Origin of the sequence: Crossiella sp. S99.2 (assembly GCF_023094165.1) — a bacterium.
Taxonomy (GTDB): Bacteria; Actinomycetota; Actinomycetes; order Mycobacteriales; family Pseudonocardiaceae; genus Crossiella.
In genome coordinates, this window is the sequence record NZ_JALMDK010000002.1 from 25,930 (window position 1) to 51,031 (window position 25,102).

General features: G+C 70.9%; 27 protein-coding genes. 18 read left to right on the plus strand and 9 right to left on the minus strand.

The window, feature by feature from the left end:
• Positions 1-4: 4 nt before the first annotated feature.
• The 3 genes from MZC64_RS06485 to MZC64_RS47610 all read left to right on the plus strand — a co-directional run bounded on the left by MZC64_RS06485 (position 5) and on the right by MZC64_RS47610 (position 1,764).
• Positions 5-553 (plus strand): DM13 domain-containing protein, encoded by a 549-nt coding sequence (locus MZC64_RS06485; protein WP_247760983.1) that lies wholly within the window; start codon positions 5-7, stop codon positions 551-553.
• An 84-nt stretch (positions 554-637) separates the two neighbouring features.
• Positions 638-1,474, plus strand: a complete 837-nt coding sequence (locus MZC64_RS06490; RefSeq protein WP_247760984.1) for a glutamate ABC transporter substrate-binding protein — start codon at positions 638-640, stop codon at positions 1,472-1,474.
• A 158-nt stretch (positions 1,475-1,632) separates the two neighbouring features.
• A complete protein-coding gene (locus MZC64_RS47610; RefSeq protein WP_282104970.1) occupies positions 1,633-1,764 on the plus strand; it encodes a hypothetical protein in 132 nt (43 codons plus the stop codon).
• 140 nt (positions 1,765-1,904) lie between these two features.
• Here the strand turns inward: MZC64_RS47610 and MZC64_RS06495 are convergent, their stop codons facing one another.
• Entirely contained in the window at positions 1,905-2,714 is an 810-nt protein-coding gene (locus MZC64_RS06495) for a CPBP family intramembrane glutamic endopeptidase (RefSeq protein ID WP_247760985.1), read from the minus strand.
• 12 nt (positions 2,715-2,726) lie between these two features.
• The gene (locus MZC64_RS06500; protein WP_247760986.1) at positions 2,727-3,374 is read right to left on the minus strand and encodes a response regulator transcription factor; all 648 of its coding nucleotides are present in this window, start codon (positions 3,372-3,374) and stop codon (positions 2,727-2,729) included.
• Between the two features lie 107 nt (positions 3,375-3,481).
• Between MZC64_RS06500 and MZC64_RS06505 the strand changes: the two genes are divergently transcribed.
• Positions 3,482-3,994 (plus strand): Hsp20/alpha crystallin family protein, encoded by a 513-nt coding sequence (locus MZC64_RS06505; RefSeq protein WP_247760987.1) that lies wholly within the window; start codon positions 3,482-3,484, stop codon positions 3,992-3,994.
• A gap of 65 nt (positions 3,995-4,059) precedes the next feature.
• Here the strand turns inward: MZC64_RS06505 and MZC64_RS06510 are convergent, their stop codons facing one another.
• Positions 4,060-4,638 (minus strand): macro domain-containing protein, encoded by a 579-nt coding sequence (locus tag MZC64_RS06510; RefSeq protein ID WP_247760988.1) that lies wholly within the window; start codon positions 4,636-4,638, stop codon positions 4,060-4,062.
• Between the two features lie 141 nt (positions 4,639-4,779).
• Here MZC64_RS06510 and pheA point away from each other — a divergent pair, with 141 nt between their 5' ends.
• Positions 4,780-5,700 (plus strand): prephenate dehydratase, encoded by a 921-nt coding sequence (pheA, locus tag MZC64_RS06515; protein WP_247760989.1) that lies wholly within the window; start codon positions 4,780-4,782, stop codon positions 5,698-5,700.
• Positions 5,697-6,323 carry a histidine phosphatase family protein gene (locus MZC64_RS06520; RefSeq protein ID WP_247760990.1) on the plus strand — a complete coding sequence of 209 codons (627 nt, stop codon included), beginning with the start codon at positions 5,697-5,699 and terminating at the stop codon, positions 6,321-6,323. Before pheA ends, MZC64_RS06520 begins: the two co-directional genes overlap by 4 nt.
• Here MZC64_RS06520 and MZC64_RS06525 read toward each other — a convergent pair.
• Both MZC64_RS06525 and MZC64_RS06530 read right to left on the minus strand, forming a co-directional pair.
• Positions 6,320-6,670: a metallopeptidase family protein gene (locus MZC64_RS06525; protein ID WP_247760991.1), complete on the minus strand. Its 351-nt coding sequence runs from the start codon at positions 6,668-6,670 to the stop codon at positions 6,320-6,322. The two genes, MZC64_RS06520 and MZC64_RS06525, sit on opposite strands and share 4 nt — an antisense overlap.
• Before the next feature lie 2 nt (positions 6,671-6,672).
• Entirely contained in the window at positions 6,673-7,719 is a 1,047-nt protein-coding gene (locus MZC64_RS06530; protein ID WP_247760992.1) for a septum formation family protein, read from the minus strand.
• Between the two features lie 163 nt (positions 7,720-7,882).
• On the opposite strand from MZC64_RS06530, the gene MZC64_RS06535 reads away from it, so the two are divergent.
• The 6 genes from MZC64_RS06535 to MZC64_RS06560 all read left to right on the plus strand — a co-directional run bounded on the left by MZC64_RS06535 (position 7,883) and on the right by MZC64_RS06560 (position 13,708).
• Positions 7,883-8,482 carry a hypothetical protein gene (locus tag MZC64_RS06535; RefSeq protein WP_247760993.1) on the plus strand — a complete coding sequence of 200 codons (600 nt, stop codon included), beginning with the start codon at positions 7,883-7,885 and terminating at the stop codon, positions 8,480-8,482.
• 2 nt (positions 8,483-8,484) lie between these two features.
• Positions 8,485-9,654, plus strand: a complete 1,170-nt coding sequence (locus MZC64_RS06540) for a glutathionylspermidine synthase family protein (protein ID WP_247760994.1) — start codon at positions 8,485-8,487, stop codon at positions 9,652-9,654.
• 50 nt (positions 9,655-9,704) lie between these two features.
• Positions 9,705-10,172, plus strand: a complete 468-nt coding sequence (locus MZC64_RS06545; protein ID WP_247760995.1) for a DUF350 domain-containing protein — start codon at positions 9,705-9,707, stop codon at positions 10,170-10,172.
• 79 nt (positions 10,173-10,251) lie between these two features.
• Entirely contained in the window at positions 10,252-11,520 is a 1,269-nt protein-coding gene (gene serS / locus MZC64_RS06550; protein ID WP_247760996.1) for a serine--tRNA ligase, read from the plus strand.
• A gap of 86 nt (positions 11,521-11,606) precedes the next feature.
• A complete protein-coding gene (locus MZC64_RS06555) occupies positions 11,607-12,158 on the plus strand; it encodes a TetR/AcrR family transcriptional regulator (protein WP_247760997.1) in 552 nt (183 codons plus the stop codon).
• Positions 12,155-13,708, plus strand: coding sequence for an MFS transporter (locus tag MZC64_RS06560; RefSeq protein ID WP_247760998.1), 1,554 nt, complete (start codon positions 12,155-12,157; stop codon positions 13,706-13,708). The genes MZC64_RS06555 and MZC64_RS06560 overlap by 4 nt, the downstream gene beginning before the upstream one ends.
• Before the next feature lie 50 nt (positions 13,709-13,758).
• On the opposite strand, the gene MZC64_RS06565 is transcribed toward MZC64_RS06560, so the two are convergent.
• Positions 13,759-14,634, minus strand: a complete 876-nt coding sequence (locus MZC64_RS06565; protein ID WP_247760999.1) for an LLM class flavin-dependent oxidoreductase — start codon at positions 14,632-14,634, stop codon at positions 13,759-13,761.
• Between the two features lie 24 nt (positions 14,635-14,658).
• Between MZC64_RS06565 and MZC64_RS06570 the strand changes: the two genes are divergently transcribed.
• From MZC64_RS06570 to MZC64_RS06580, 3 genes are read left to right on the plus strand one after another with little or no spacing between them, the layout of a single operon-like run.
• Positions 14,659-15,495, plus strand: a complete 837-nt coding sequence (locus tag MZC64_RS06570; RefSeq protein ID WP_282104972.1) for a Cof-type HAD-IIB family hydrolase — start codon at positions 14,659-14,661, stop codon at positions 15,493-15,495.
• A gap of 34 nt (positions 15,496-15,529) precedes the next feature.
• Complete coding sequence (locus MZC64_RS06575; protein ID WP_247761632.1) at positions 15,530-16,411, plus strand: glycosyltransferase family 2 protein; 882 nt, start codon at positions 15,530-15,532, stop codon at positions 16,409-16,411.
• A gap of 15 nt (positions 16,412-16,426) precedes the next feature.
• Positions 16,427-17,734, plus strand: coding sequence for a lipopolysaccharide biosynthesis protein (locus tag MZC64_RS06580; RefSeq protein WP_247761001.1), 1,308 nt, complete (start codon positions 16,427-16,429; stop codon positions 17,732-17,734).
• On the opposite strand, the gene MZC64_RS06585 is transcribed toward MZC64_RS06580, so the two are convergent.
• Positions 17,727-18,671 carry an NAD-dependent epimerase/dehydratase family protein gene (locus tag MZC64_RS06585; protein WP_247761002.1) on the minus strand — a complete coding sequence of 315 codons (945 nt, stop codon included), beginning with the start codon at positions 18,669-18,671 and terminating at the stop codon, positions 17,727-17,729. The genes MZC64_RS06580 and MZC64_RS06585 overlap by 8 nt on opposite strands.
• 82 nt (positions 18,672-18,753) lie before the next feature.
• Between MZC64_RS06585 and MZC64_RS06590 the strand changes: the two genes are divergently transcribed.
• Both MZC64_RS06590 and MZC64_RS06595 read left to right on the plus strand, forming a co-directional pair.
• Positions 18,754-19,440 (plus strand): glycosyltransferase family 2 protein, encoded by a 687-nt coding sequence (locus MZC64_RS06590; protein ID WP_185001135.1) that lies wholly within the window; start codon positions 18,754-18,756, stop codon positions 19,438-19,440.
• 3 nt (positions 19,441-19,443) lie between these two features.
• Positions 19,444-19,938: a DUF2304 domain-containing protein gene (locus tag MZC64_RS06595; RefSeq protein ID WP_247761003.1), complete on the plus strand. Its 495-nt coding sequence runs from the start codon at positions 19,444-19,446 to the stop codon at positions 19,936-19,938.
• A 1-nt stretch (position 19,939) separates the two neighbouring features.
• Here the strand turns inward: MZC64_RS06595 and lhgO are convergent, their stop codons facing one another.
• The gene (gene lhgO / locus MZC64_RS06600) at positions 19,940-21,127 is read right to left on the minus strand and encodes an L-2-hydroxyglutarate oxidase (protein ID WP_247761004.1); all 1,188 of its coding nucleotides are present in this window, start codon (positions 21,125-21,127) and stop codon (positions 19,940-19,942) included.
• 109 nt (positions 21,128-21,236) lie between these two features.
• Here lhgO and MZC64_RS06605 point away from each other — a divergent pair, with 109 nt between their 5' ends.
• Complete coding sequence (locus tag MZC64_RS06605; protein ID WP_247761005.1) at positions 21,237-23,201, plus strand: DUF6541 family protein; 1,965 nt, start codon at positions 21,237-21,239, stop codon at positions 23,199-23,201.
• A 16-nt stretch (positions 23,202-23,217) separates the two neighbouring features.
• On the opposite strand, the gene MZC64_RS06610 is transcribed toward MZC64_RS06605, so the two are convergent.
• The gene (locus MZC64_RS06610) at positions 23,218-25,074 is read right to left on the minus strand and encodes a PIG-L family deacetylase (protein ID WP_247761006.1); all 1,857 of its coding nucleotides are present in this window, start codon (positions 25,072-25,074) and stop codon (positions 23,218-23,220) included.
• Positions 25,075-25,102: the final 28 nt, after the last annotated feature.

Here is a 25,102-nt window from a genome sequence, read left to right on the forward strand (position 1 = left end):
GGTTTTGAGCGTCGGTTTGTACCTGTTCCAGCCCTGGAAGCTGTTCACCAGCAACACCCTGGACGAGGCACTGCCCGCCGGGGTGACCAGCGAACTGGCCCCGACCTCGGCCAACACGCCCCCGCCCAGCAGTACGCCGTCCGCCGCGCCCGGGTCCAGCACCGCCGCGCCCCCGCCCGGTACCGGCCAGGCCACTCCGCCGCCCGCCCAGCCCAGCACCCTGGCCGCCGGGGACTTCGTCTCCCAGGAGCACCCGACCAAGGGCAAGGCCACCGTGCACCGGCTCGCCGACGGCTCCCGGGTGCTTCGGCTGACCGGCCTGGCCAGCAGTGACGGCCCGGACCTGCACGTCTGGCTCACCGACCAGTCCGCGGGCGGCGAGTGGGGCAAGTACGACGACGGCCGCCAGGTGAAGCTGGGCAAGCTCAAGGCCACCCATGGCAACCAGAACTACGTCATCCCGGCCGGGGCGGATCTCGGCGGGCTGCGCAGCGTGGTCATCTGGTGCGACCGGTTCAACGTTGCTTTCGGTTCCGCCCCGCTCACGCTGTGACGCTCACCCGTTCGGGTAGCCTCCCCCGGAGTGACCGGGTCCGGAGGGGACAACGGAATGCGTCAGGTTCGTGCGCTGAGGCACGTGGGCACCGCAATCGTCGCGGTGGCCCTGCTAGCGGTGCTGCCAGCGGGGTGTGGGTTCTTCGGTTCCTCGGCCGACGGTGCGGACACCCCGCCGCCGGACGGTCCGAAGCTGACCGTGGGCATCAAGTTCGACCAGCCCGGCCTCGGCCAGAAGACCGGTGACAAGACCTTCGCCGGCTTCGATGTGGACGTGGCCAGGTACGTGGCCAAGGAGCTGGGCGTGCACCCCGGCAACGTGACCTTCGTCGAGGCGCAGAGCGCCGAGCGGGAGACCCTGCTGGAGCAGGGCAAGGTCGACCTGGTCGCGGCCACCTACTCGATCAGCGACGCGCGCAAGAAGAAGGTCGACTTCGCCGGGCCGTACTTCGTGGCCGGGCAGTCCCTGCTGGTGCGCAAGACCACCTCGGACATCACCGGCCCGGAGTCGCTGAACCAGAGCGACTGGCGGCTGTGCTCGGTGAAGGGCTCCACCCCGGCGGAGAAGGTCAAGCAGTCCTACGCCAAGAGCGTGACCCTGCGCGAGTTCCCGTCCTACCCGGAGTGCCTGGTGGCGCTGGAGAACGCGGACGACCCGGTGGACGCGGTCACCACCGACGACGTGATCCTGGCCGGCTACGCCGCCGGGCAGCCGGACAAGTTCAAGCTGGTCGGCAAGCCGTTCTCGCAGGAGCGCTACGGCGTGGGCCTGCGCAAGGGCGACGCCCGGCGGGACAAGGTCACCGCCGCGCTGCGCAAGATGGTTTCCGACGGCAGCTGGAAACGCTCGGTCGAAGAGAACATCGGGAAATCTGGCTATAAAATTCCTGAACCACCCGCTGTTCTCGACTCGCCGTGATCTATAAGGGCGGCAAAGTCCGGCTGGTCCGTTGGAGCGACCTGAACCGACGATAGTCTGACGCTACGTCCGACCATGGTTTGACCGGCACTCCCTCCCTGGGCTGAAGTGCCTGCCTAGGGGTTGGAATCCGCCGCGTTCCGCATATCGTGTCGCCCATGGGCATGCTCACTGACCGCGCCGCCGCCGGGTTGACGGAAATGGCGCTCCTGGCTGTCGCCGGGAATGTGATCCCGCCCCGTCCGGAAAACGTGAAGAAGCTTATTGCTGCCTTGGCATATCCGGACTGACCCATACCTCTCGGTCTGACACCGCCCGGTCAGACCGCGCCAAAGCCGCAGGGGATAGCTGCCCGCCCCCTCCGGCATCGGACGGACGGGATGATCTCCGCGCCCCCCACCCTGGAGATCATCCCGTCCGTCTTCCTAGCTCAGGGCAGCCAGGACACCGCGCCCTTGAGCAGCGCGTACCCGACGAAGGCGATCACGTCGATCACCGCGTGCCCGACCACCAGCGGCCACAGCCGGTTGCTGCGCTGCCACACCCGGCCGTAGACCAGCCCCATCACGATGTTGCCCGCGAACCCGCCGAAGCCCTGGTACAGGTGGTACGAGCCGCGCAGCACCGCGGAAGCGGCCAGCGACTTGTTCTCCGACCAGCCGAGCATCCGCAGCCGGGTGATCAGATAGCCGACCACCAGCACCTCCTCGGCCCAGGAGTTGCCGATCGCGGACAGGATCAGCATCGGCGTGCGCCACCAGGTGTCATCCAGCGCCGAGGGCACCACGGTCAGGTTGAGCCCGAGCGCCCTGGTGATCAGGTAGAAGGCGATGCCGGGCAGACCGATCAGCGCGGCCAGGCCCAGTCCGCGCAGCGCGTCCGAGCCCAGCCTGCTCCGGTCCAGACCGATCTCGGCGAGCTTCTTGCCCGCCTTCCACAGCAGGTAGGCGCCCAGTCCGCCCCAGGCGAGCAGTTGCAGCACGCCGAGCAGCTGGTGGGCCAGGTCGAGCAGGCTGAGCGTGGAGCGGGAGACGTTGAGCGCCACCGACTGCTGGCTCAACGGCTTGGGCTGCAACAGCGAGCTGATGATGGAGAGCAGGCTGCGCAGCCCGGACAGACCCAGCGTCGCGGCGAACACGATCGCCAGCTCGATCCACACCGCCCGGCGCTGCACCGGGTCGGTGATCACCTCGACCTCCGGCCGCGCCGGGTTCAGCCAGTTGCCGATCACGCTCGCCATGCTGGCAGCGTGTCAGTCGGTCCCGTGTGAGTGCCGGGCGACCCAGGCGGCGAGCTGGGTGCGGCGCTCCATGCCGAGCTTGGCCAGCACCGAGGTCACGTAGTTCTTCACCGTCTTCTCGGCCAGGAACAGCCGTTCCGCGATCTGCCGGTTGGTCAGGCCCTCGCCGATCAGGCCGAGCACCTTGCGCTCCTGCTCGGTGAGCCCGGCCAGCTCGTCCGGCGGTTCGGGATCACCGCGGCGCAGCCGGTCCAGCACCCGGGCGGTGGTCACCGGGTCCAGCAGCGAGCGCCCGGCCGCGACCTCGCGCACCGCGGTCACCAGGTCCTGCCCGCGCACCTGCTTGAGCAGGTAGCCCGAGGCCCCGGCCATGATCGCGCCGACCAGCGCGGCCTCGTCGTCGAAGGCGGTCAGCACCAGGCAGTGCGGCGCGTCCGGGCCCTGGGCGCGCAGGGTGCGGCACAGCGCCACCCCGTCGCCGTCGGGCAGCCGCATGTCCACCACCGCGACCTGGGGCCGGTGCGCCAGCGCGACCACCTCGGCCTCGGCCACGCTGCCAGCCTCGGCCACCACCTCGATGTCGTCCTCGGTGGAAAGAAGATCGCGCAGCCCGCGCCGGACCACCTCGTGGTCGTCTACCAGCAGGACCCGGATCGGCATGAACTCAGGCTACGGCGGCGGGAACAACATCGGCGCCCGGGTCGTTAGCACTCATGACCGGCGAGTGCTAAAGCCGCCGGTGAGGAACCTGGAAAGGGTGAAAGAACATGGCTCTTGCAGTCCGTTCCACGTGGGACCCGTTCACCGCGCTGGTCCGCCAGTTCGGTGTCACAGTCGACCCTGACCAAGCAGGTCTCCGGCGTGATGTCTTCGACGGCCTGACGACTCGTTCAGCGCCCTCGGCCCAGGGCTTTGTTCCCGCCGCCGACGTCCGCAAGGACGGCGCCGACGTCGTGCTCACCCTGGAGCTGCCCGGCGTGGACGTGGCCAAGGACGTCGAGGTCGAGGTGGCCGAGCGCCGCCTCACCATCAGCGGCCGCAGGCACGACGAGCAGAGCGCGGAGCAGGGCGGGCTGATCCGCAAGGAGATCCGGCACGGCGAGTTCCGCCGCGAGTTCTCCCTGCCCGCCGGCGTCACCGCCGGACAGGTCGAGGCCGACTACGACCGCGGCCTGCTCAAGGTCCGCATCCGCGAGGTCGTGAAGGTGCCAGCCGCCCCCGCGAAGATCGCCATCCGCGGCGCGGAGGCCACCGAGCTGCCCGCAGTCGAGGCAGGCTGACCCGGAAAAACCCCACGCAAAAGGGGCATTCCCGTGCTTGCACCACGGGAATGCCCCTTTCGCGTTCAGCGTACGCCGAAGACCTCGTCCCAGGCCGCGGTGACCTGGCGGCCACAGCTGGCCGGGTCCACCCCGCCGATGCCGGTGCCCAGACCGGGCAGGGCGATGGAGCGGACCGCGTGCCGCACCGGGGTGCCGTCCTCCAGCCTGCCCTCCTGCCAGAGCCGGAACACGGCGCGGGCGGCCAGGTAGGGGTGCACGGTGTCCTTGGGCAGCAGTTCGCCGGGCACCCGCATGGTGGGGGCGCTGATCAGCCACTGCGGGGCGGGTTCGCCGGTGGGCACGATCAGCGCCTCGCCGACCGGTAGCTCACCGCCGTGCAGGGCCAGCACCGCGCTGCGCACGTACTGCTCGACCTGGGGGAAGGCGGTGGCGTAGACCGCGTCGATGCCACCGCGCATCCAGCCGTAGGAGTTGGCCGGGCTGACCACGGCGTCCACGTCCAGATCCAGCACCGAACCCTGGTGCACTTCCACCCCGGAGCGGCCGGTGGCGGCGCGCTCCCACTCCCAGCCGAGCGGACCCGCCACGGCGCACAGCACCAGGCGCGGCACGGCCGCCTGCGGTTGCACTTTCCCGGTCACGCCCCAAGCATCGCCGGTCACGGGGAAAGCATTGCAGCAAACCAACACGGCCGGTCACCGGGTCTTCCACCAGTCGGGTGGGTGTTCTCACGGTTGAGAGCAAGGCCACAGCGACCTGCCGCTACGGCGTTAGGCTGAGGTATGCCGCGCATCGCCTACTTGGGGCCGGAACGAACCTTCACCGAACAGGCGACCCGGCGCCTGGTCGACCCGGCCAGCCACGAGTTGATCCCGGCCACCACGGTCGCCGCCGCGCTGGAGCTGGTGCGGCTGGACAAGGTCGACGCCGCGGTGGTGCCGGTGGAGAACTCGGTGGAGGGCTCGGTCCCGCCCACCCTGGACGGCCTGGCCCTGGGCAGCCCGCTGGTCGCAGTGGCCGAGACGGTGCTGCCGGTGCGCTTCACCGTGCTGGTCCGGCCCGGCACCAAGGCCGCCGACGTGCGCACCGTGACCAGTCACCCGCACGCGCTGGCCCAGGTGCGGGAGTGGCTGGCGGCCAACCTGCCCGGCGCGGCCGAACTGGCCACCACCTCCACCGCGGCCGCCGCGGTCGCGGTCGCCGAGGGCACGGCGGACGCGGCGATCACCGCGCCGATCGCGGCCGAGGGCTCCGCGCTGACCGCGCTGGCCGCCGACATCGGCGACGTGGCCGACGCGGTGACCCGGTTCCTGCTGGTCCGCAAGCCCGGCCTGGTGCCCGCCCCGACCGGCAACGACCGCACCTCGATCGTGGTGGTCACCGAGAACCGGCCCGGTTCGCTCTCGGAGGTGCTGGTCGAACTGGCCCTGCGCGGGATCGACCTGTGCCGGATCGAGTCCCGGCCGACCAGGGAGAAGCTGGGCATTTACCGGTTCTTCCTCGACTTCGCCGGGCACATCGCCGAACCGCGGGTCGGCGAGGCGCTTGCCGCCCTGCACCGCACTTGCTCCGACGTGCGCTTCCTCGGCTCCTTCGCCCGCGCCGACGGCGATTCGCCGCCGCCTCCGCCGGGCACCGGCACCGCCGAGTTCACCGAGGCCGCGCAGTGGCTGGCCCAGGTGCGCGCGGGCGGGCAGGCATGAGTTCGTTACGCCTGATGCTCGTCCGGCACGGCCAGACCCCCGCGAACGTGCGGCACGCGCTGGACTCCCGCCCGCCCGGTCCGCCGCTGACCGCCGAAGGCCGCCGCCAGGCCGACAAACTGGCCGAGGAACTGGCCATCGAGCCGGTCACCGCGGTCTACGCCAGCGTCGCGGTGCGCGCCCAGCAGACCGCGGCCCCGGTGGCGCTGCGGCACGGGCTGCCGGTGCGGGTGCTTGAGGGCGTGCACGAGACCCAGGTGGGGCCGGAACTGGAGGGCCGCAACGACGACGCGGCGATCCTGGCCTTCCGCGCGGTGGTGGACACCTGGCTGGACGGCGACCTGTCCGGTTGCGCGCCCGGCGGCGAGACCGGGTTCGAGGTGGTCGAGCGCTTCGGCGCGGCGGTCCGGCGGATCACCGCCGAGCACAGCGACGGGGTGGTGGTGCTGGTCAGCCACGGCGCGGCGATCCGGCTGATGGCGGTGCACCTGCTCGACGGCAGCACCGATGTGCTGGCCGGGCACCCGTACCTGCCCAACACCGGCCGGGTGCTGCTGGAGGCCGATCCGGACAGCTCCGGCGGGTGGCGGTTCGTCGAGTGGCTTGGTGTGGAGCGGTTCTAGCCCCAGCCCAGCTCGTGCAGCTTGGCGTCGTCGATGCCGAAGTGGTGCGCGATCTCGTGCACCACGGTGATCGCCACCTCCTCGACCACATCGTCCTCGGTCTCGCAGATGTCCAGGATGGCGTCCCGGTAGATGGTGATCCGGTCCGGCAGCACCCCGCAGTAGTCGGAGTTGCGCTCGGTCAGCGCGATGCCCTCGTACAGCCCCAGCAGCCCGGATTCCACCGGGTGCCGGGGCTCGACGAAGACGGCCACGTTGTCCATCGCCCTGGCCAGCTCCGGCGGCACCTCGTCCAGCGCCTCGCCCACCAGCTCGTCGAACCGGGCGGGCGTCATGTCCACCGGCACGGCTAGCCGCCGCTGGTGGTGGGCCCTGGCGTGCCGCCGGGGTGCTCGGAGTTGGCGTCGGTGGGCACGCCCGCGTCCCGTTGCACATCGGTGCCGGGGCTGCCGGGTGGGGCCGGGGCGCCCGGCGGCAGCTTGGACAGCAGCACCGGCGCGGCCTCGGTGCCGACCCGCATCTCGCTCTTGACGCTGCCGAAGACCGGGGCCAGTCCGCTGTTGTCCTTCAGCTTCGCGCCGACCTTGCACTCCACCCGGCGGGCGCCGGCCAGCCAGCTGTCCTGCTTGAGGGTGTCCCAGAAGACGATCAGGCCCTTGCGGCTGACCACCTCCGCCCCGCCCGCGTAGTCCGCCGCGGTGCGCGCGCACTCGCCGGCGAGCAGCTCGTCCTGCCGCGGCTCGGCCGGGAACTCCTGCGGGAACCGGGCGCCCAGGTTGACCACGCCGACCACCTCGTAGGCGTGCGGTTTGCCGCACTCCACCGGGTCGTAGACCTGTTTGCCGCTGATGCCGAGGCACATGCCCTGCGGGTGCACGTTGGACGGGTCGGCGGTCTTCGCGCTGCCTACGGTCGGGTAGAGCAGCCCGGACGGGGCCGAGTCCTGCATCCCGCACCAGACCTTGCGCTCCCCGGAGTTCCAGCTCTTCTCGCCGGAGCGCAGCAGGTTCACCCCGAGCTTGCCGTTGGGGTCGAACCGGCCGTCCAGGTACTGCACCGACATCTCGGTGCAGCGGTCCGCGGCGATGCCCTCCCAGCGCACCGAGTCCGGGAACGGGGCGCCGGGCGGGAAGTCCGCGGCCAGGTCGACCGAACCGGTGATCTCGAACAGGTGCGGATCATCACACTTCACCCGCCGCGCGTCCCCGGCGTCCGGGCGGGTCCAGGTCAGACAGGTGCCAGGGGGCGCGTCCCGCACCGCGTTGGTGGGCCCGTCGGTTTCCCCTGCGACTTCGGGCCCGACGTGCCAACCTAGGGCGGTGCTCAACGCCAGGACCAGCAGCGCACCGGCGAACGCCCCTGCCATCACGCGGCGGGTGCTGGCCGTGTTGTTCATGAGGCGAATCCGATCAGCGGTCGACGTCTGGGGCCCTGGCATCCTCTCCATGATGCCGTGAGGCCCCCATTACATACGGCCGTCCAGGTGACGTGTATTGCTATTCAGCCACCTTGCTCCGTCAAACGGACGACATAGGTACGGTGCGCGCCGGGAGTGGTCGATGACTGAGAACGTGAATCCGGGTAACCCGCAGCCTCCTGTGCCTCCCAGGCGAGGACAGGTTAGCCACCAGGACCCGAGTAGGACGAGGGCGCGTCCGGCGACCCTGGCCGAGCAGCGTGCTCGCCAGGAGGCCGACGAGGCCGAGCTGGCCGCGCGCCAGGCCGAGATCGCCGAGGCCGAGCGCAAGGCCAAGCTGCGCAAGCGGCTGCTCATCGGCGGCGGGGTGACCGTGGGCGTGGTCGCGCTGGTGGCCATCTGGTACGCCGCGCAGCAGCCCGACGACGTCACCGCGCGCTGCGTGGACCAGGACGGGGTGGTCGTCGACGACGACTACTGCGATGACGACTACGCGCGCTCGCACGGTGGCACCAGCCATGGCGGCGGCGGGATCTTCATCTACAACGGCGGCCGCCAGTACAGCTACAACTACGGCGGCACCGGCACCAAGGGCCAGAAGATCACCGGTGGCAGTTCGATCCGGCCCAAGGACGCCAACATCAGCACCGCCAGCGGCAAGAGCATCCAGCGCGGCGGCTTCGGCATCCGCGGTGGCAGCGGCGGTTCCAGCGGTTCCAGTGGCTCCAGCGGAGGCAGCTGACCGTGCGTCGTGAGCGATCGGCCCCGCGCCCGGACTGGGAAGCGCGGATCGCCGAGCAGGGCCTGGTCTACGGCAGCCCGGCGACCAACGCCGACGGCAGCCGCAGGCCGTACTGGGACGAGTCGGTGCACTACGTCTTCGAGCTGGACGAGGTGCTCTCGCTGGAGGCCGACGTCGAGCTGCTGCACTCGATGTGCCTGGACGCGGTGGACAACGTGGTGACCACCGAGCGGTACCAGGACTTCGGGCTGCCGGAGTGGGTGTGGCCTGCCCTCGCCGAGTCCTGGCGGCGGCACGACCCGCACCTCTACGGCCGCTTCGACCTGCGCTACGACGGGTCCGGTCCGGCCAAGCTGCTGGAGTACAACGCGGACACCCCGACCTCCCTGCTGGAGGCCGCGGTGGTGCAGTGGCACTGGCTCACCGACACCCACGAGGGCCACGACCAGTGGAACTCCATCCACGAGAAGCTGGTGGAGCGCTGGGGCGAGCTGGCCGATCAGCTGCCCTCGCCGCTGGTGCACTTCACCTTCTCCGGGGCCGATGCCAGCGGTGAGGACCACCTCACCGCGGCCTACCTGCAGGAGACCGCGGCCGAGGCCGGGCTGGACACGGTCGGCCTGGCCATCGAGGAGATCGGCTGGGACCCGGTGCTGCGCCGGTTCGTCGACCTGCGCGAGGACCCGATGGGCACCGTGGCCAAGCTCTACCCGTGGGAGTGGCTGGTCGACGATCCCTTCGGCAAGCACGCGGTGCAGACCCTGCCCGGCACACTGTGGATCGAGCCGCTGTGGAAGATGCTGCTCTCCAACAAGGCGCTGCTCGCGGTGCTGTGGGAGATGTACCCGGGGCACCCGAACCTGTTGCCCGCCTACCTCAACGAACCCGGCTTCCTCACCGAGTACGTGAAGAAGCCGTTGCTGGGCAGGGAAGGCGCCAACATCGACATCGTGGCGCCGGGGATGGAACAGCGGACCGGCGGCGTGTACGGCGCCGAGGGGTTCGTCTACCAGTTGTTCTCGCCGCTGCCGGAGTTCGACGGGATGCGGCCGGTGCTCGGCGCGTGGGTGGTCGGCGACCACTCCGCGGGGCTGGGCATCAGGGAGACGGTCGGTCTGGTGACCGACGACGGCGCGGCGTTCGTGCCGCACCGGATTCCGCAGTCGTCTTAGTCCACACTGGACCGTCCGAGGCAGACGGTCAGTATCAAGGAGGAACACTCGTGTACGACCTGATCACCGTGTCCAGCCTCGCGCTGGAGCCCGGCTTCGGCGGCAACGTCGTCCGGGGCATCGGGGCCATCGCGCTGTACGCGGTGGTTGGCCTGCTGCTCATGCTCGTCGGCTTCTACGCCATCGACCTGACCACGCCGGGCAAGCTCAACGAGATGGTGCGGGCCGGTTCGCCGAACGCGGTGGTGATCACCGCCGCCGGTCTGCTGAGCATGGCCTTCATCGTGGTGGTGGCCATCTACAACGCCGCGGGCAAACTCACCGAGGGGCTGTTGCTCGCGCTGATCTTCGGCCTGGTCGGCGTGATCGTGCAGGTGCTCGCGGTGCGGGTGCTGGAGTGGGCCACCCGGATCAACATCGGCGCGATCCTGCGCGCGGACCAGTTCACCCCGGCCAGCCTGGTGGTGGCCTCGGCCCACCTCGGCCTCGGTCTGGTCGTCGCGGTCGCCATCTCCTGACCTCCCGGCGCGGCGGGCGCGTCCGAATGGACCCGCCCGCCGCGTTGATCACCCTGGTCAGGCGCTAGGCTGACGGACTGTGATCGACCTCAAGACCCTCCGCGAGAACCCGGACCTGGTGCGCGCCTCGCAGCGCGCCCGCGGTGAAGACCCGGCGCTGGTGGACGCGCTGCTGAGTGCGGACGAGCGGCGGCGGTCCGTGGTCTCCAGGGCGGACACCCTGCGCGGGGAGCAGAAGACCTTCGGCAAGCAGGTCGGGCGGGCCCAGGGCGAGGAGCGCGCGGCGCTGCTGGCCAAGGGCAAGGAACTGGCCGCCGAGGTCAAGGCGGCCGAGGCCGAGCAGCATGAGGCGGACGCGGAGTTCATCGCCGCCCAGCGCAGGCTCTCCAACATCATCGTGGACGGCATCCCGCACGGCGGCGAGGACGACTACGTCGTGCTCAAGCACGTCGGCCAGCCGCGCGAGTTCACCTTCACGCCCAAGGACCACCTGGAACTGGGCGAGGGCCTGGGCGCGATCGACATGGAGCGCGGGGCCAAGGTCTCCGGCTCGCGGTTCTACTTCCTCACCGGGGTCGGCGCGCAGCTGCAGCTCGCGCTGCTCAACCTGGCCGCGCAGCAGGCCACCGCGGCCGGCTTCACCATGATGATCCCGCCGGTGCTGGTGCGCCCGGAGATCATGGAGGGCACCGGCTACCTCGGCGCGCACGCCAGCGAGGTCTACCGGCTGCGCGATGACGACCAGTACCTGGTGGGCACCTCCGAGGTGCCGATGGCCGGGTACCACTCGGAGGAGATCCTCGACCTCGCGCACGGCCCCAAGCGTTACGCGGGCTGGTCGTCCTGCTTCCGCCGCGAGGCGGGCTCCTACGGCAAGGACACCCGCGGCATCATCCGGGTGCACCAGTTCGACAAGGTGGAGATGTTCACCTACTGCAAGCCGGAGCACGCCGAGGCCGAGCACCAGCGGCTGCTCGCCTGGGAAGAGGAGATGCTGGCCAAGGTCGAGCTGCCCTACCGGGTGATCGACACCGCCTCCGGCGATCTGGGCTCGAGCGCGGCCCGCAAGTTCGACTGCGAGGCATGGCTGCCCACCCAGCAGAGCTACCGCGAGGTCACCTCGACCTCCAACTGCACCACCTTCCAGGCCCGCCGCCTGAACACCCGCTACCGGGACGCCGACGGCAAGCCGCAGGTGGCCGCCACCCTCAACGGCACGCTGGCCACCACCAGGTGGATCGTGTCGATCTTCGAGAACCATCAGCAGGAGGACGGTTCGGTCCGGCTGCCGGTGGCGCTGCGGCCGTTCTTCGGCGGCGAGGACACGCTCAAGCCGGTCAACCGGTAGTCCAAGGGGCAACAACCCGAGGACCAACAGTTTCGGTTCAGCCTCGGAATGAGACAGTCGTGTCTCACCGGTGGTAGCGTCGTCTCATGGTGGCAGACCGAGAACAAGTGCTGCGCGCGGCTGCCGCGCTGCTGGTGCGGCGGCCCAACTCGGCGATGGCCGAGGTCGCGCAATCGGCGGGGATCAGCAGGGCGACGCTGCACCGGCTGGTGCCCAGCCGGGACGCGCTGGTCGTCGAACTGGCCAAGCTGGCGCTGTCCGAGGGCGAGGCCGCGCTGGAGGCGGCCAAGCCGGAGGACGGTGACGCGGCCGACGCGGTGCGCCGGGTGGTGCGGGAGCTGATGCCCATCGCGGACCTCTACGCCTTTCTCACCGGCGAGCACCAGCTCATCACCAAACCCGAGCTGGACGCGGGCTACGACCTGCTGGACAACCGACTAACGGCGCTGATCCGGCGTGGTCAGGAATCCGGCCAGTTCCGGGTCGACCTCACCGCGGAGTGGATGGTCGAGGCGCTGGTCGCACTGCTCACCGGTGCCGGGTTCGCGGTGCTGGACGGAAAGTTGGCCCCCAGGGACGCGCCGCGCGCGGTGGCCGAACTGCTCATCAGCGGCATGCTCCGGGGAGGGGCTCAGTGAGCGAGACGAGCGAGACGACGAATACCAGCGCCGAGGTCTCCCCGGTCTCCCCGCGAGCGCGTTGGATCGCGCTGTCCGCGCTGGTCCTGGCGGTGCTGCTGATCGCGGTGGACGGCACCGTGCTGCATCTGGCCCTACCCATGATCACCGAGGAACTCAAGCCCACCAGCCAGGAGCTGCTGTGGATCGGTGACATCTACTCCTTCGTGCTGGCCGGCCTGCTGGTCACCATGGGCACCCTCGGCGACCGGATCGGCCGGAAGAAACTGCTGCTCATCGGCGCGGTGTGCTTCGGCCTGATCTCCGTGCTGGCCGCCTTCGCCACCAGTTCCGCGCTGCTGATCGCGGCCCGCGCGCTGCTCGGCCTGGCCGGCGCGACGATCATGCCCTCCACCCTGTCGATCATCCGGAACCTGTTCACCGACCCCAAAGAGCGGGTCATGGCGATCGGTATCTGGGGTGCGATGACCGCGGCGGGCGCCGCGGTCGGCCCGGTGGTCGGCGGCGTGCTGCTGCAGAACTTCCACTGGGGCTCGGTCTTCCTGATCAACGTGCCGGTGATGGTGGTCCTGCTGATCGTCGGCTGGAAGGTGCTGCCGGAGTCCAAGGACCCCAAGCCCGGCGCCTGGGACCTGCCCAGTGCGGTCGCCTCGCTGGTCGGCATGATCGCGCTGGTCTACGGCATCAAGGAGATCGCCGCGGTCGGCTTCGGCCTGCCCGCCGCGCTCGGCATCGGCGTCGGCGTGCTGGTGCTGGGCTGGTTCGCCCGCCGTCAGCTCAAGCTGCCGGTGCCGCTGGTGGACGTGCGACTGTTCCGCACCGGCAAGTTCAGCGGCGCGGTCTTCGCCGACCTGCTCGCGGTGCTCGCGCTCTCCGGCGTGGTGTTCTTCGGCGCCCAGTTCCTCCAGCTGGTGCAGGGCTACCAGCCCTTCGACGCGGGCATCCGGGAACTGCCGGTGACTGTCGGCTCGGTGATCTCCGGTCTGCTGGCGGGCGCCTTCGCCGCCCGGCACTCGGCGCGGGCGGTGTGCGCCAGCGGTCTTGGCCTGACCGCGGTCTCGCTGGCCGCGATCGTGTTCATCCAGGGCGACACCCCGTACCTGCCGTTCGGCATCATCCTGCTGCTGGTCGGTTTTGGTTGCGGCGCCTCGTTCACCATCTCGGCCAACGTGGTGCTCTCCGCGGTGCCCAAGGAGAAGGCCGGGGCCGCCGCCGCGGTCGCCGAGACCGCCTACGAACTGGGCACGGCTCTCGGTATCGCGCTGATCGGCTCGATCATGACCGCGGTCTACCGGGCCAACGTGATCCCGCCGCTGGGCGTGCCCGCGGACAAGGCGGCCATCGCCAAGGACTCCCTTGGCGGCGCCACCGACGTCGCCAAGGATCTCGGCGAGGTGGGACAGCAACTGGTGGACGTGGCCAAGCACGCCTTCGTGGACGGCATGCACTGGGCCAGCGTCGCCTCGGCCGTGGTGATCGGCGTGGCCGCGGTGTGCGCCTGGTTCATGCTCAAGGGCGTGTCCGCGGACTCCACCCCCGACCACCACTAGGCACTGACTCAACTGGCCCGGACCACCCCAGGTCCGGGCCAGTTGTCAGGTCAGGCCCGCGGCGTGAGGTGTTTCGCGGCCGCCTCGAACAAGGTCGCCTCCTTGCCCGCGTACCAGTCATCCGGCCGCGGCCAGTGCGTGACCACATCGGTGAAGCCCAGTTCGGCGGCCCGCCCGACCGCGTCGTCGAAGGCGCCGACGCTGGAGAGGGAGAACACCGGGCAGGCGTCGAGTTGGAGGTAGCGCTGGATCGAGCCCGGGAGGCGGTCGCTGGCGTCCATGATCTCGTCGAACCTCTCGGTCACCGCCCGCAGGTTCCGCCACCACTCGTCCGCGGTCTCCCCGCCGGTGCCGACCGTGGCCCAGCCCGACCCGTGCTTGATCGCCAGCCCCATCGCCTTGGGCCCGTTGGCCGCGACCACCATCGGCAGCCCGGCCGTCCTGGGATAGCCCGGCGGGGTCCGGGCGTCCACCGCGGTGAAGAACTCGCCCCGGTAGGTGACGTGGTCCTCGATGAACAGCAGTTCGGTCAGCTCGACGAACTCCTTCAACCGCCGGAACCGGGCCGCCGGCGGCAGCACCTGCCCGCCGAGCACGGTCGCGTCGTGCCCGATCCCGCCGGAGCCGATGCCCAGGGTGAACCGGCCGCCGGAGATGTCGTCCAGGGAGAGCAGTTCGCGGGCGAAGCTGACCGGGTGCCGGAAATTGGGCGAGGCCACGAAGGTGCCCAGGCGGGCGGTGCTGGTCACGGTGGCCACGGCGGTCAGCGTCGGCACGGTGCCGAACCACGGCCCGTCCGCGAGCGAGCGCCAGGCCAGGTGGTCGTAGGTCCACAGGTGGTCGAAGCCGAGCGACTCGGCCGTCTTCCACTTCTCGGCCGCCACCGACCAGCGGTGCTCGGGCAGGATCACAATGCCGAAACGCATGTCAGCGGACCCTAGTCGGGCAGGATGAACGGCGTGCGTAAACCTTTGCTGGTTGCCTCGGACGTGGACGGAACCCTGATCGACCCGCTGGATCGCCTCAGCGAGCGCACCCGGCGCGCGGTGGCCGCGGTGCGGGCGGCGGGCATCCCGTTCGTGCTCTCCACCGGCAGGCCGCCGCGCTGGGTGCACCTGGTCAGCGATGAGCTGGAGTTGGACGGGTACGCGGTCACCGCCAACGGCGCGCTGGTCTACGACGTGGGGCAGCGCCGGGTGGTGCGCAGCTGGTTGCTGGAGCCGGTGCTGCTCGGGGATGTGGCCTCGGCGCTGACCAAGGCGATCCCGGGCTGTGCCCTCGCGGTGGAGCGGCCGCCCAACGGGGACGAGCCGACCTTCCTGCCCGACCAGCCCTATGGCGCCTTCCTCAGCGAGCACGGGTACACCCACGCCTGGCCGGAATCGCAGTCGGTGGAGGCCAGCCGGGCCGAGATCCTCGGTCACCCGGCGATCAAGCTGCTGGTCCGGCACGAGGGCATGAACAGCGCGGCGATGGCGGCGGCGGCCGAGGCGGTGCTGGCCGGAGCGGTCGGTATCACCTTCTCCACCTCGGCGGGGCTGATCGAGCTGGCCTCGCCGGGCATCACCAAGGCCACCGGACTGGCCTGGGTGGCCGAGCGGCTCGGGGTGGAGCAGGCCGATGTGATCGCCTTCGGGGACATGGCCAACGACCTGGAGATGATCGAGTGGGCCGGGCACGGGGTGGCCATGGCCAACGCGCATCCGGAGCTGATCGAGCTGGCCGACGAGGTGACCGCGAGCAACGCCGAGGACGGGGTGGCCGCCGTGCTGGAACGCTGGTTCTGAGCCACGCGCGGCAACCACTAGCATCGGCTCCGTGATGGAGCTGGACGTTCTCATCCCGTACTACGGCGATCCGGACTACCTGATGAGGGCGGTGCACAGCGTTCGCGCGCTGGTGGACACCGACTGGCGGCTGGTCATCGTCGAGGACTGCTACCCCGACGGGCCTGCGGTGGAGAAGCGGATCGCCGATCTCGGCGACGACCGCATCGTCTACCACCGCAACGAGTCCAACCTGGGCACCGCGGGCAACCACTTCCGCTGCGTGCAGCTGGCCGAGCGCGAGCACTTCGTGGTGATGGGCGCGGACGACCTGCTGCTGCCCAACTACGGCAGCCAGCTCGCCGAGCTGCTGGCGCGCTACCCGGACGCCGCGCTGGTGCAGCCGGGGGTGCGGGTGATCGACGAGACCGATCAGCCGTTCCTGCCGCTGCCGGACCGGGTCAAGGCGCTGGCCGGGCCGGGCAAGAAGGAGACCGAGCTGCTCGGCGAGGCGGCCGCGGTCAGCCTGCTGCGCGGCAACTGGCTCTACACCCCGGCCATCACCTACCGCCGCGACCTCACCGCGCACCTGCCGTTCCGGGAAGGCACCGACGCGGTGCACGACCTCGGGCTGGTGGTGGACGTGCTGTTGCAGGGCGGTTCGCTGGTGGTCGGCGAGGAGCCCGCGTTCCTGTACCGGCGGCACCGGGCCGGGCACTCCAGCTCCGCGGCCAAGACCGGGCAGCGGTTCGAGCAGGAGCGGGACTACTTCACCCAGATCGAGGCCGAACTGCGCGAGCGCGGCTGGCACCAGGCCGCCAAGGCCGCCCGCCGCCGGTTGTTCTCCCGGTTGAACGCCCTGACCCAGCTCCCCGGCGCGGTGGTTTCCGGTCAGGGCGCGGCAGTGCGGACCCTGCTCGGGCACGCGCTGCGCTGACCCTAGGGTTGGCGCATGGCCAACTCCTCCGCGCGCTCTGCGGTGCTCATGGGACTCGGGCTCGCGGTGCTCGGCGCGTCCGGGTTCGGTTTCCTCGCCGTGGTCGGCCGGACGCTGTCGCCCAGCGACCAGGCCGGGGTGCTCGGGCTGTACATGATCATCAACATCCTCGGCCCTGGCCTGTTCGTGGCGCTGGAGCAGGAGACCAACCGGGTACTCAGCAGCGGGACCGCGGCCGGGGTGGATCCGCGGCCGGGGATCCGGCGGGCCGCGCTGCTCGGCGCTGGACTGGCCGGGGTGACCGTGCTGGTGGTGCTGGCCCTCTCACCGATCCTGGTGGAGAACAACCTGGGCGGGCATCCCTCGCTGCTGGTGTGGATCGTGGTGGGCGCGCTGGCCTCGGCCGCGATCTTCTTTGCCCGGGGGCTGCTGGCCGCCGGACACCAGCTCACCGGTTACGCCGCCAGCCTGGCCACCGAGGGCCTGAGCCGGTTGCTGCCCTGTGTGTTGCTGGCCTGGCTGGGTTACGCCGCGGCCGACGGCTACGGGCTGGTCTTCGCCCTGGGCGGCGGGTTCGCGTTGCTGGTCGCGCTGCCCTGGCTGCGCCGGGTGCTGGCCGCGACCAAGGTCATCGGCGAGCCCGCTGACCCGGTCAACGCGGCCGCGGTGCTGGCCGGGCACAGCACCCGGACCATCGCGCACGGGCTGGCCCTGCTCGGCCTGGCCACCCTGCTCGCCCAGCTGGTGGCGAACCTGGCCCCGCTGGTGGTCACCGGTCGGATGCCGGACGCGCCTGCGGTGGCCGTGGCCTTCGGTTTCGCGTTTGTGCTCACCCGGATCCCGCTGCTGCTGTTCGGGCCGGTGCAGGCGATGATGCTGCCCGCGCTGACCGCGGCCGCGGTGCGCGGCGACCTGGCCGAGGTGCGCCGCCGGGTCGGGCTCATCCTGCTCGCGGTGGCCGGGGTCGGGCTGCCCGGCGCACTGCTGTCCGCCCTGATTGGGCCGTGGCTGGTGGTGACCTTCTTCGGCGCGAAGGTGCAGCCGGACGCCCTGGATATGGGCCTGCTGGGGCTCTCCACCGTGTTGCTGATGATCGCCCAGGTGCTGCAGCCCGCGCTGGTGGCCTTCGGGCGGCACCGGGTGGTCTCGGTGGGCTGGGTGATCGGCACCGCGGTGCTGGTCGGCCTGCTGGTGTTGCTGCCGATGGAGCCGATCCCGGCCGCGGTGGTGGCGCAGCTGGTCGGGCCGCTGCTGGTGGTGCTGGTGACCGCGGCCGGGCTGTGGCGCGCGATCGGTCACCGCGCGCCGGCGCGGGTCAGCTGACCGAAGCCCGCTGCCGGGCCCAGGCCACCACGTTGGCCACGCCCTCGGCCAGGTCGGTCGCGGGGCGCCAGCCCAGTTCGGTGTGCGCGGCCGAGGAGTCCAGCACCATCGCGGCCAGGTCGCCGGGGCGCGCGGGGGCCAATTCCGGCTCCTGGTCCACCCCGGCGGCCTTGGCCACGATCCGGTGCAGTTCCAGGTCGGAGGTCTCCACCCCGGTGCCCAGGTTGAACCGCTGCCCGCCGCCGGCTTTGGCACTGGCCTTGACCAGCGCGTCCACGATGTCGCCGACGTAGATGTAGTCCCGGGTGTTGCCGCCCTCGCCGAAGACCTTGGTGGGCCCGCCGCTGGTCAGCGCGCCGGCGAAGATCGCCACCACGCCCGCCTCGCCGTGCGGGTCCTGGCGCGGGCCGTAGACGTTGCCGAAGGCCAGCGCGGTGAAGTCGACCCCGTGCAGCTGCCGGTACTGGCGCAGGTAGGTCTCGCCGGTGAGCTTGCTGCTGGCATACGGCGAGAGCGGGTTGGCCGGCGCGGTCTCGGCCACCGGCAGGTCCGTGGTCGGGCCGTAGATGGCCACCGAGGAGGCGAAGAGCACCTTGCGGGTGCCTGCCGCGCGGGCGGCCTCCAGCACCGCGATGGTGCCCAGCACGTTGACCTTGGCGTCGTGCAGCGGGTCGGCCACGCTGGCCCGCACATCGACCTGCGCGGCCAGGTGGAAGATCACCTCGGGCTGCGCCTCGGCGACCGCGGCGGCCAGCTCCGGGCCGGTCACGTCGAGTTCAACGAAACGGAACCGATCGCTGGTCACGGCCCCGTCCAGGTTGGCCAGCCGGCCGTTGGACAGGTCGTCGAGCACGGTCACCTGGTGACCCTCGGCAAGCAGCCGATCGCTCAGATGGGAGCCGATGAACCCGGCTCCGCCCGTGACCAGAACTCGCATGAACGCCCCTTGTGCACCGGTGTCAAGCTGGTTGGCCTACCATAGCCCGGTCGTGTTGTCCGCTGATTTGGAGCCTTCCGGCATGTCTGACCACGACGACGTCTGGGTGGTCGTACCCGTCTACAACGAAGACAAGGTCATCGCCGAGGTAGTCGAGAACACCAGGAAGACCTTTCCCAACATCGTCTGTGTGGACGACGGGAGCGCCGACCGGTCTGCCGAGGAGATCGCCCGCACGGGCGCGCACCTCGTCCGCCACCCGGTGAACCTGGGGCAGGGCGCCGCACTGCAAACGGGGCTGTCCTACGCGCTCGGCAGGCCGGGGGCGAAGTACTTCATCACCTTCGACGCCGACGGCCAGCACCGGGTGGAGGACGCGCTGGCCATGATCGCCGAGGTGAAGTCGGGGAGCTGCGATGTCGCGCTCGGTTCCCGGTTCCTCAACAAGGCGGTCACCGTTCCGTGGATCAAGCGCGTGGTGCTGCGCACCGTCGTCGCGCTGAGTCCCAAGGCGCGCAAGCTGCAGCTCACCGACGCGCACAACGGCCTGCGGGTCTTCAGCCGTCCGGTGGTCGAACGCCTGCGCATCTCGATGAACGGCATGGCGCACGCCTCGGAGATCGTCTCGTTCCTCTCCGTGGCCAATGTCCGGGTCAAGGAGGTGCCGGTGACGATCCTCTACACCGAGTACTCCATGTCCAAGGGACAGTCCCTGGTCAACGGGGTCAACATCCTGTTCGACCTCTCGGTCAAGCAGCGGGGGAACTAGGCAATGCTCATCATCCAGCTCGTCCTCCTATTGTCCGTGGTCATCCTGCTGTTCTTCTTCACCCGGCGCAGGCACAGCGTGCGGATGCAGGCAGGCAAGCGGATCGCGTTCTTCGGCTTCATCGCCTTCTGCGTGTACGCGGTGGCCCGCCCGGACGACCTCACCGTGGTGTCCAAGCTGGTGGGCGTCGGTCGTGGCGCCGACCTGCTGCTGTACCTGCTGGCGGTCGCGTTCATCTTCCTGGCGTTCAACACCTACCTGCGTTTCCGCGGGATCGACCAGCGCTTCACCGACCTGGCCCGTGCCATCGCGATCCGCGAGGCCGAGCTGGTCAACCGGGAGCGCGGGCTGAACGTGTTCACCGCGGCCGTGGCGCCGCAGCCGGTGCACGAGCCTGCCGACACCGAGCCGACGGTCGCCGAGACCGAGGCCGCGCAGGCCCAGGCCGCCGTGGAGACGCCCGCCGCGTCCGCGGAGGCCAAGGTCGTCACCGCCTGACTCACGGGAGCACGGCCGCCACCTCGTCCGCGACGTGGCGGCCGATCTCCAGTGCGCTGGTCGCCGCCGGGGATGGCGCGTTCAGCACGTGCACCTGGCGCGGTGCGCGTTCGATCAGGAAGTCGTCGACCAGCGCGCCGTCCGGGCGCAGTGCCTGCGCGCGCACCCCGGCCTCGGCCCGCACCAGGTCGGCCGCTGTCACCGCGGGCACCAGCCGGGCCAGACTGGCCGCGAACCGGGCGGTGGAGAAGGACCGCAGCAGCTCCTGCGCGCCGGTGCGGGTGTGCTTGCGGGCCAGCCGCCAGAACCCGGGGAAGCCCAGCGTGCCTGCCAGGTCCCTGGCTGAGATGTCCCGCCACCGGTAGCCCTCGCGGCGCAGTGCGAGCACCGCGTTCGGGCCCGCGTGCACGCCGCCGTCGAGCATCCGGGTCAGGTGCACGCCCAGGAACGGGAACCGCGGGTCCGGCACCGGGTAGATCAGCCCGCGGACCAGCTTCCGGGCCTCCGGGCGCAGCTCGTGGTACTCGCCGCGGAAGGGCACGATCCGGGCCGACGGGCGCAGTCCGGCCAGCCGGGCGATCCGGTCGCTGTGCAGCCCGGCGCAGTTGACCACCGCGTCCGCCCGCACCTCGCCGCCGCGCGTCACCAGCACCACCCCGTCCGGCCGCGGGTGCACCGCGCGCACCTCGGCCCCGGTGCGCAGGTCCGCGCCGTACTCGCCGAGCAGCCGCACCAGCGCCGCGCACACGCCCCGGTAGTCGATGATCCCGGTGGACTCCACCCGCAACCCGGCTACGCAGCGCGCCTCCGGCTCGAACTCCCTGGCCTCGGCCTGGCTCAGCAGCCGCGCGGGCACCCCGTTGGCCGCCGCCCGCTCGCGCAGCGTGTGCAACCGGGGCAACTCGTCCTGCTCGGTGGCCAGCACCAGCTTGCCGCACACCTGCATCGCCACCCCGTGCTCCTTGGCGAAGGCGGTCATCGAGGCGTTGCCCGCCACGCACATCCGCGCCTTGAAGCTGCCCGGCGCGTAGTAGAGCCCGGCGTGCACCACCCCGCTGTTGTGCCCGGTCTGGTGCCGCGCGTAGTCGTTCTCCTTCTCCAGCAAGGTGATCCGCTTACCGCGCGTGGCCAGCTCATGTGCCACGGCGAGTCCGAGGATGCCACCGCCGACCACCGCGATATGTGCCATAGCGGACACCGTACGGCTCCAAACGGGCCTGGTGCGCGGGCCGAACAGGCGGATCCGTAGGCTTGGCACGACTTGTGGCCGGGGGGACGACCGGAGAGCAAGGACAAAGGTGTTCTCACTGACAGGCGCGGATGCCGCGCTGGTGCTTAGCTACGCGCTGTTGCTGTTCCTGCCCGGCCTGGCCATCGCGGCCGCGGCCGGCCTGCGGGGGTGGCGGCTGGTCGCGGTGGCTCCGGTGCTCACCTACGGCATCGGCGGCGCGGTCGGCCCGGTGGCCAAGCAGTTCGGACTGTCCTGGGGGCCGGTGACGCTGCTCGGCTCGGCGCTCGCGCTGTTCGTGCTGATGCTGCTGATCTACCTGGTCACCGCCTGGCTGCGCGGCCGCCGCCCGGCCAAGACCCAGCAGGAGCCGCTGCCGGCCTGGACCAGGCGCGCGCAGTGGGGGGTTATCGGCGCGGTCGCCTTCGCCACCCTGGTCGGCGCGTTCGTGGTGCTGCTCGGGCTGCGTTCGCTGGATGCCATCCACCAGGACTGGGACGCGATCTTCCACGGCGCGGTGGTCCGGTTCATCGCCGACACCGGCGACGGCACCCCGGCCGCGCTCAAGGCGATCAACAACTACAACCTGGACAGCTTCTTCTACCCCAACGGGTACCACCTGATCGCCGCGGTGGCCTACGACATCACCGGGATGCCGATCCCGCAGGTGCTCAACGCCCAGCTCATCCTGGTGCCGCTGTTCCTGACCACCGGCCTGGTCGCGGTGCTGCGCACCATGCGCGCGCCCGCGCTGCTGGCCGGCGTGACCGCGGTGCTGAGCGCCTCCTTCTCCTCGGTGCCCTGGGACGTGCTCTGGCGCGGCCCGCTGCTGCCCTACACCACCGGCCTGGTGCTGGTGCCCGCGTTCCTGGTGCTGCTCGGCCAGGTGCTGGCCACCCGGCGGATCTGCCTGGTGCTGCTCACCGCGATCGCCGCGGTCGGCCTGGTCTCACTGCACCCCAGCGCGGCCTTCATCGCGCTCGGCTTCGCCGTCTTCCAGATCGGCCAGCACTGGTACCGGCACCGCGCGGAGATCCTGCCCGGGGTGACCGCGCTGCTCGGCGTTGGCGCGCTGGCCGTGCTGATCGGCCTGCCGCACCTGCTCGGCGCGCTGTCCACCGCAGGCGCCGACGAGCCGGTGAACTGGGGTTCGGTCGGCTCGCCACCGGCCGCGGTGGCCGAGCTGATCACGCTCAACCACGGTTCGCCGTTCCCGCAGTGGTTCCTGACCCCGTTCGCGCTGATCGGCCTGCTGACCATCAAGCGGCTGCGCCGGTACACCTGGTTCCTGCTGGGCTGCGGGTTCTTCGGCGTGCTGACCATGCTGGCCTACTCCTACGACCACCCGATCGTGTCGATCCTGACCCGGCCCTGGTGGGACGACCGGTACCGGCTGGCCGCGATCGCCACCATCGGCATGATCGTGATCACCGCGAGCGGTGTGCTGGTCAGCCGGGACTGGCTGCTGCACCAGCTGCGCACCAGGGACAAGCTGGCCCGGCTGCGGGTGCTGGCCCGGCCGATGGTGCTGCTGCTGGTGATGCTCAGCGTGGTCGGCGTGGCCAGCCGCGGCTTTTACGTCACCCGCAACGCCAACCGGATGGGCTGGGGCTGGCACATCGGCGTCACCGTGACCCCCGGCGAGTGGCAGGCGCTGCAGCGGATCAAGCCGATCGTCGGACCGGGCCACGTGGTGATGAACGACCCGTTCGACGGCTCTGCCTGGATGCGCGCGCTGGCCGGGCTGACCCCGGTGTTCGGGCATGTGGTCGCGCCGGAGAGCTACCAGGCGCTGGACAAGCCGCGGAAGTTGTTGCTGGAGAAGTTCAACCAGCTCGACACCAACGCGGACGTGCGCACGGCGGCCAAGGACCTCAAGATCGAGTACGTCTACGTCAGCTTCGGCATGATCCGGGAGACCAACCGCCGGGCCAACGGCCTGCGCAACCTGGACCTGGTGAAGTCGCTGGAACTGGTGGACGACAGCCCGTCCGACCGGCTGTACCGGATCAAGCCCGGCGCGCTGGACCGCTGAGTGCCGCGGACCGCGGTCAGCCGACCGCGGTCCAGGCCGGGAACGAGCCGCCCAGCGCGGCGGTGCTGACCAGCAGCCTGCCGTCCTCGCCGATCGCGGTCAGCGTCACGCCGTCCGGCCCGGCCACCGCGGCGGGCTGGGTGAGCACCGGGCCACGTAGTTCCGACCAGGTCAGGTTGGCCCCCCGGCCGACGCCCACGGTGAGCGAGCCGTCGGGCCGCCTGCCGTAGAGCGTGACGAGGTCGCCGGACACCGCCAGGCCCAGGTCGGTCAGGCCCTCGGTGCCTTGCCGCACAACGGGATCCGCCCCCGCGGCGATGGCCAGCGCGCCGGAGCCTTCGACCGGGTAGGCCAGCAGACCGCCGCCGGTCACCGGTGGCCCGGCCGGGCGGGGGGCGCGGACCGGCGGTTCGGCGGTGAAGCCCGCACCCTGCTGTTTCCAGCGCAGCACCTCGGTGCGAGTGCTGGCCGCGATGGTCAGACCGGGGCCGACCGACAGGCCGTCCTGCACGTCCGTGCCGCCGAGGTCCAGCCACACCGTCGGCCAGCCGTCCGAAGTGGACTGGCTCAGCGCGCTCACCCCGCCGCCGCCGTTCTTGACGAAGACCACCAGCGCGCCACCCGGGTCCTTGGCCGCCACCGGGGTGCCCACCGCGCCGCGCTGGCCGGGCAGGACCCGCTCGTTCGGGCTGCCCAGTTTGGTCCAGGTCCAGGAGCCGGGGCTGGTGGTCACCACGTCCTCGGAATCGCGGCTGCGGGCGAAGACGTGCAGCCTGCCCTGGGCATCCGCGGCCACGCTGACCCCGGGGTTGAGCACCGCCCCGCCGACCGCGGTCGGTCCGGACCAGGTGGCACCGCTGCGGCGCCAGTAGGTCAGCTCGCCGGAGCGCACCGCGAAGGCATACAGCGAGCCGTCCGCGTCGGTCCCGGCCCAGCTCGTGCCGGTCGGCCAGCGCTGGTACTGGCGGCGCAGCCAGCCGTCGTAGGGCTCGCCCAGGCTCACCTCGGGATCGTGCGGCACATAGGCGCCGAAGGTCTCCACCTTGTCCCGCTGCTGACCGGGCGCCAGGTTCACCGGGGCCTCGGCCACGTTGTAGTTGCGGTAGTTCAGCTCCACCGCGGTGCGGCCGGAGCGCTGGTAGGCGCGCACCGCCTCGCCGGTCAGCCGGGCCGCCATCACGTGGTCGGGGTGGTCGTTGAACCGGGCCCAGTTCCGCTGGTACCTCGGGTCCGGGCTGGGGTCCTGGGTGCGCACCACGGTCGGCCGGAACCGGCGGAACAGCTCCACCAGCAGGTCGATCACCTCGCCGCGGGTGTACTCGTAGCTGCGCGGCAACTGACCGCCGGCGGGCGTGAGCGTGTGCAGCTTCAGCGCCTCCGCGGTGTCCTGCCAGAGCCGGGTCAGCGCGTGCTTGCCACCGTTGGCCCGCGGATCGTTGTCCTCTGGCAGGTTCACGAACACCAGCTGGACCTCGGGCCTGCCGTCCAATGTGTACAGCTCGACGCCGTGATCAGGATCACTGTGCAGAAGTTCCGCGCGCCACCGGTCCGGCACCCCGGCCATCCGCGCGTACGCGGACCGAGTGCCAGCCTGCCGTTGCGCTGCGTAGCCGTTCGCATCGGGCTTGTCCGTTTCGCCCGCGGTCAGGTACACCGCGACGGTTGGCTTCTTTGCCCGGATCCCGGCCGTCAGGTCCGGGTTCATGAAGATGAGATCGTCATCGGCGTGCGCGATGACCTGCATGAACCGCGCTGTGTCCGATTCCGGTCGCGCAGCGGGCTTCGGGTCGGGATTGCTGCAGGCGATCAGGGCTACGCTCAGCACTCCGGCGAGCAGCAGGCTTCCCCAATGGGGGAACGAATCGCGGCGCATGACACCGAACGTAGCCATTTCTTGGTCG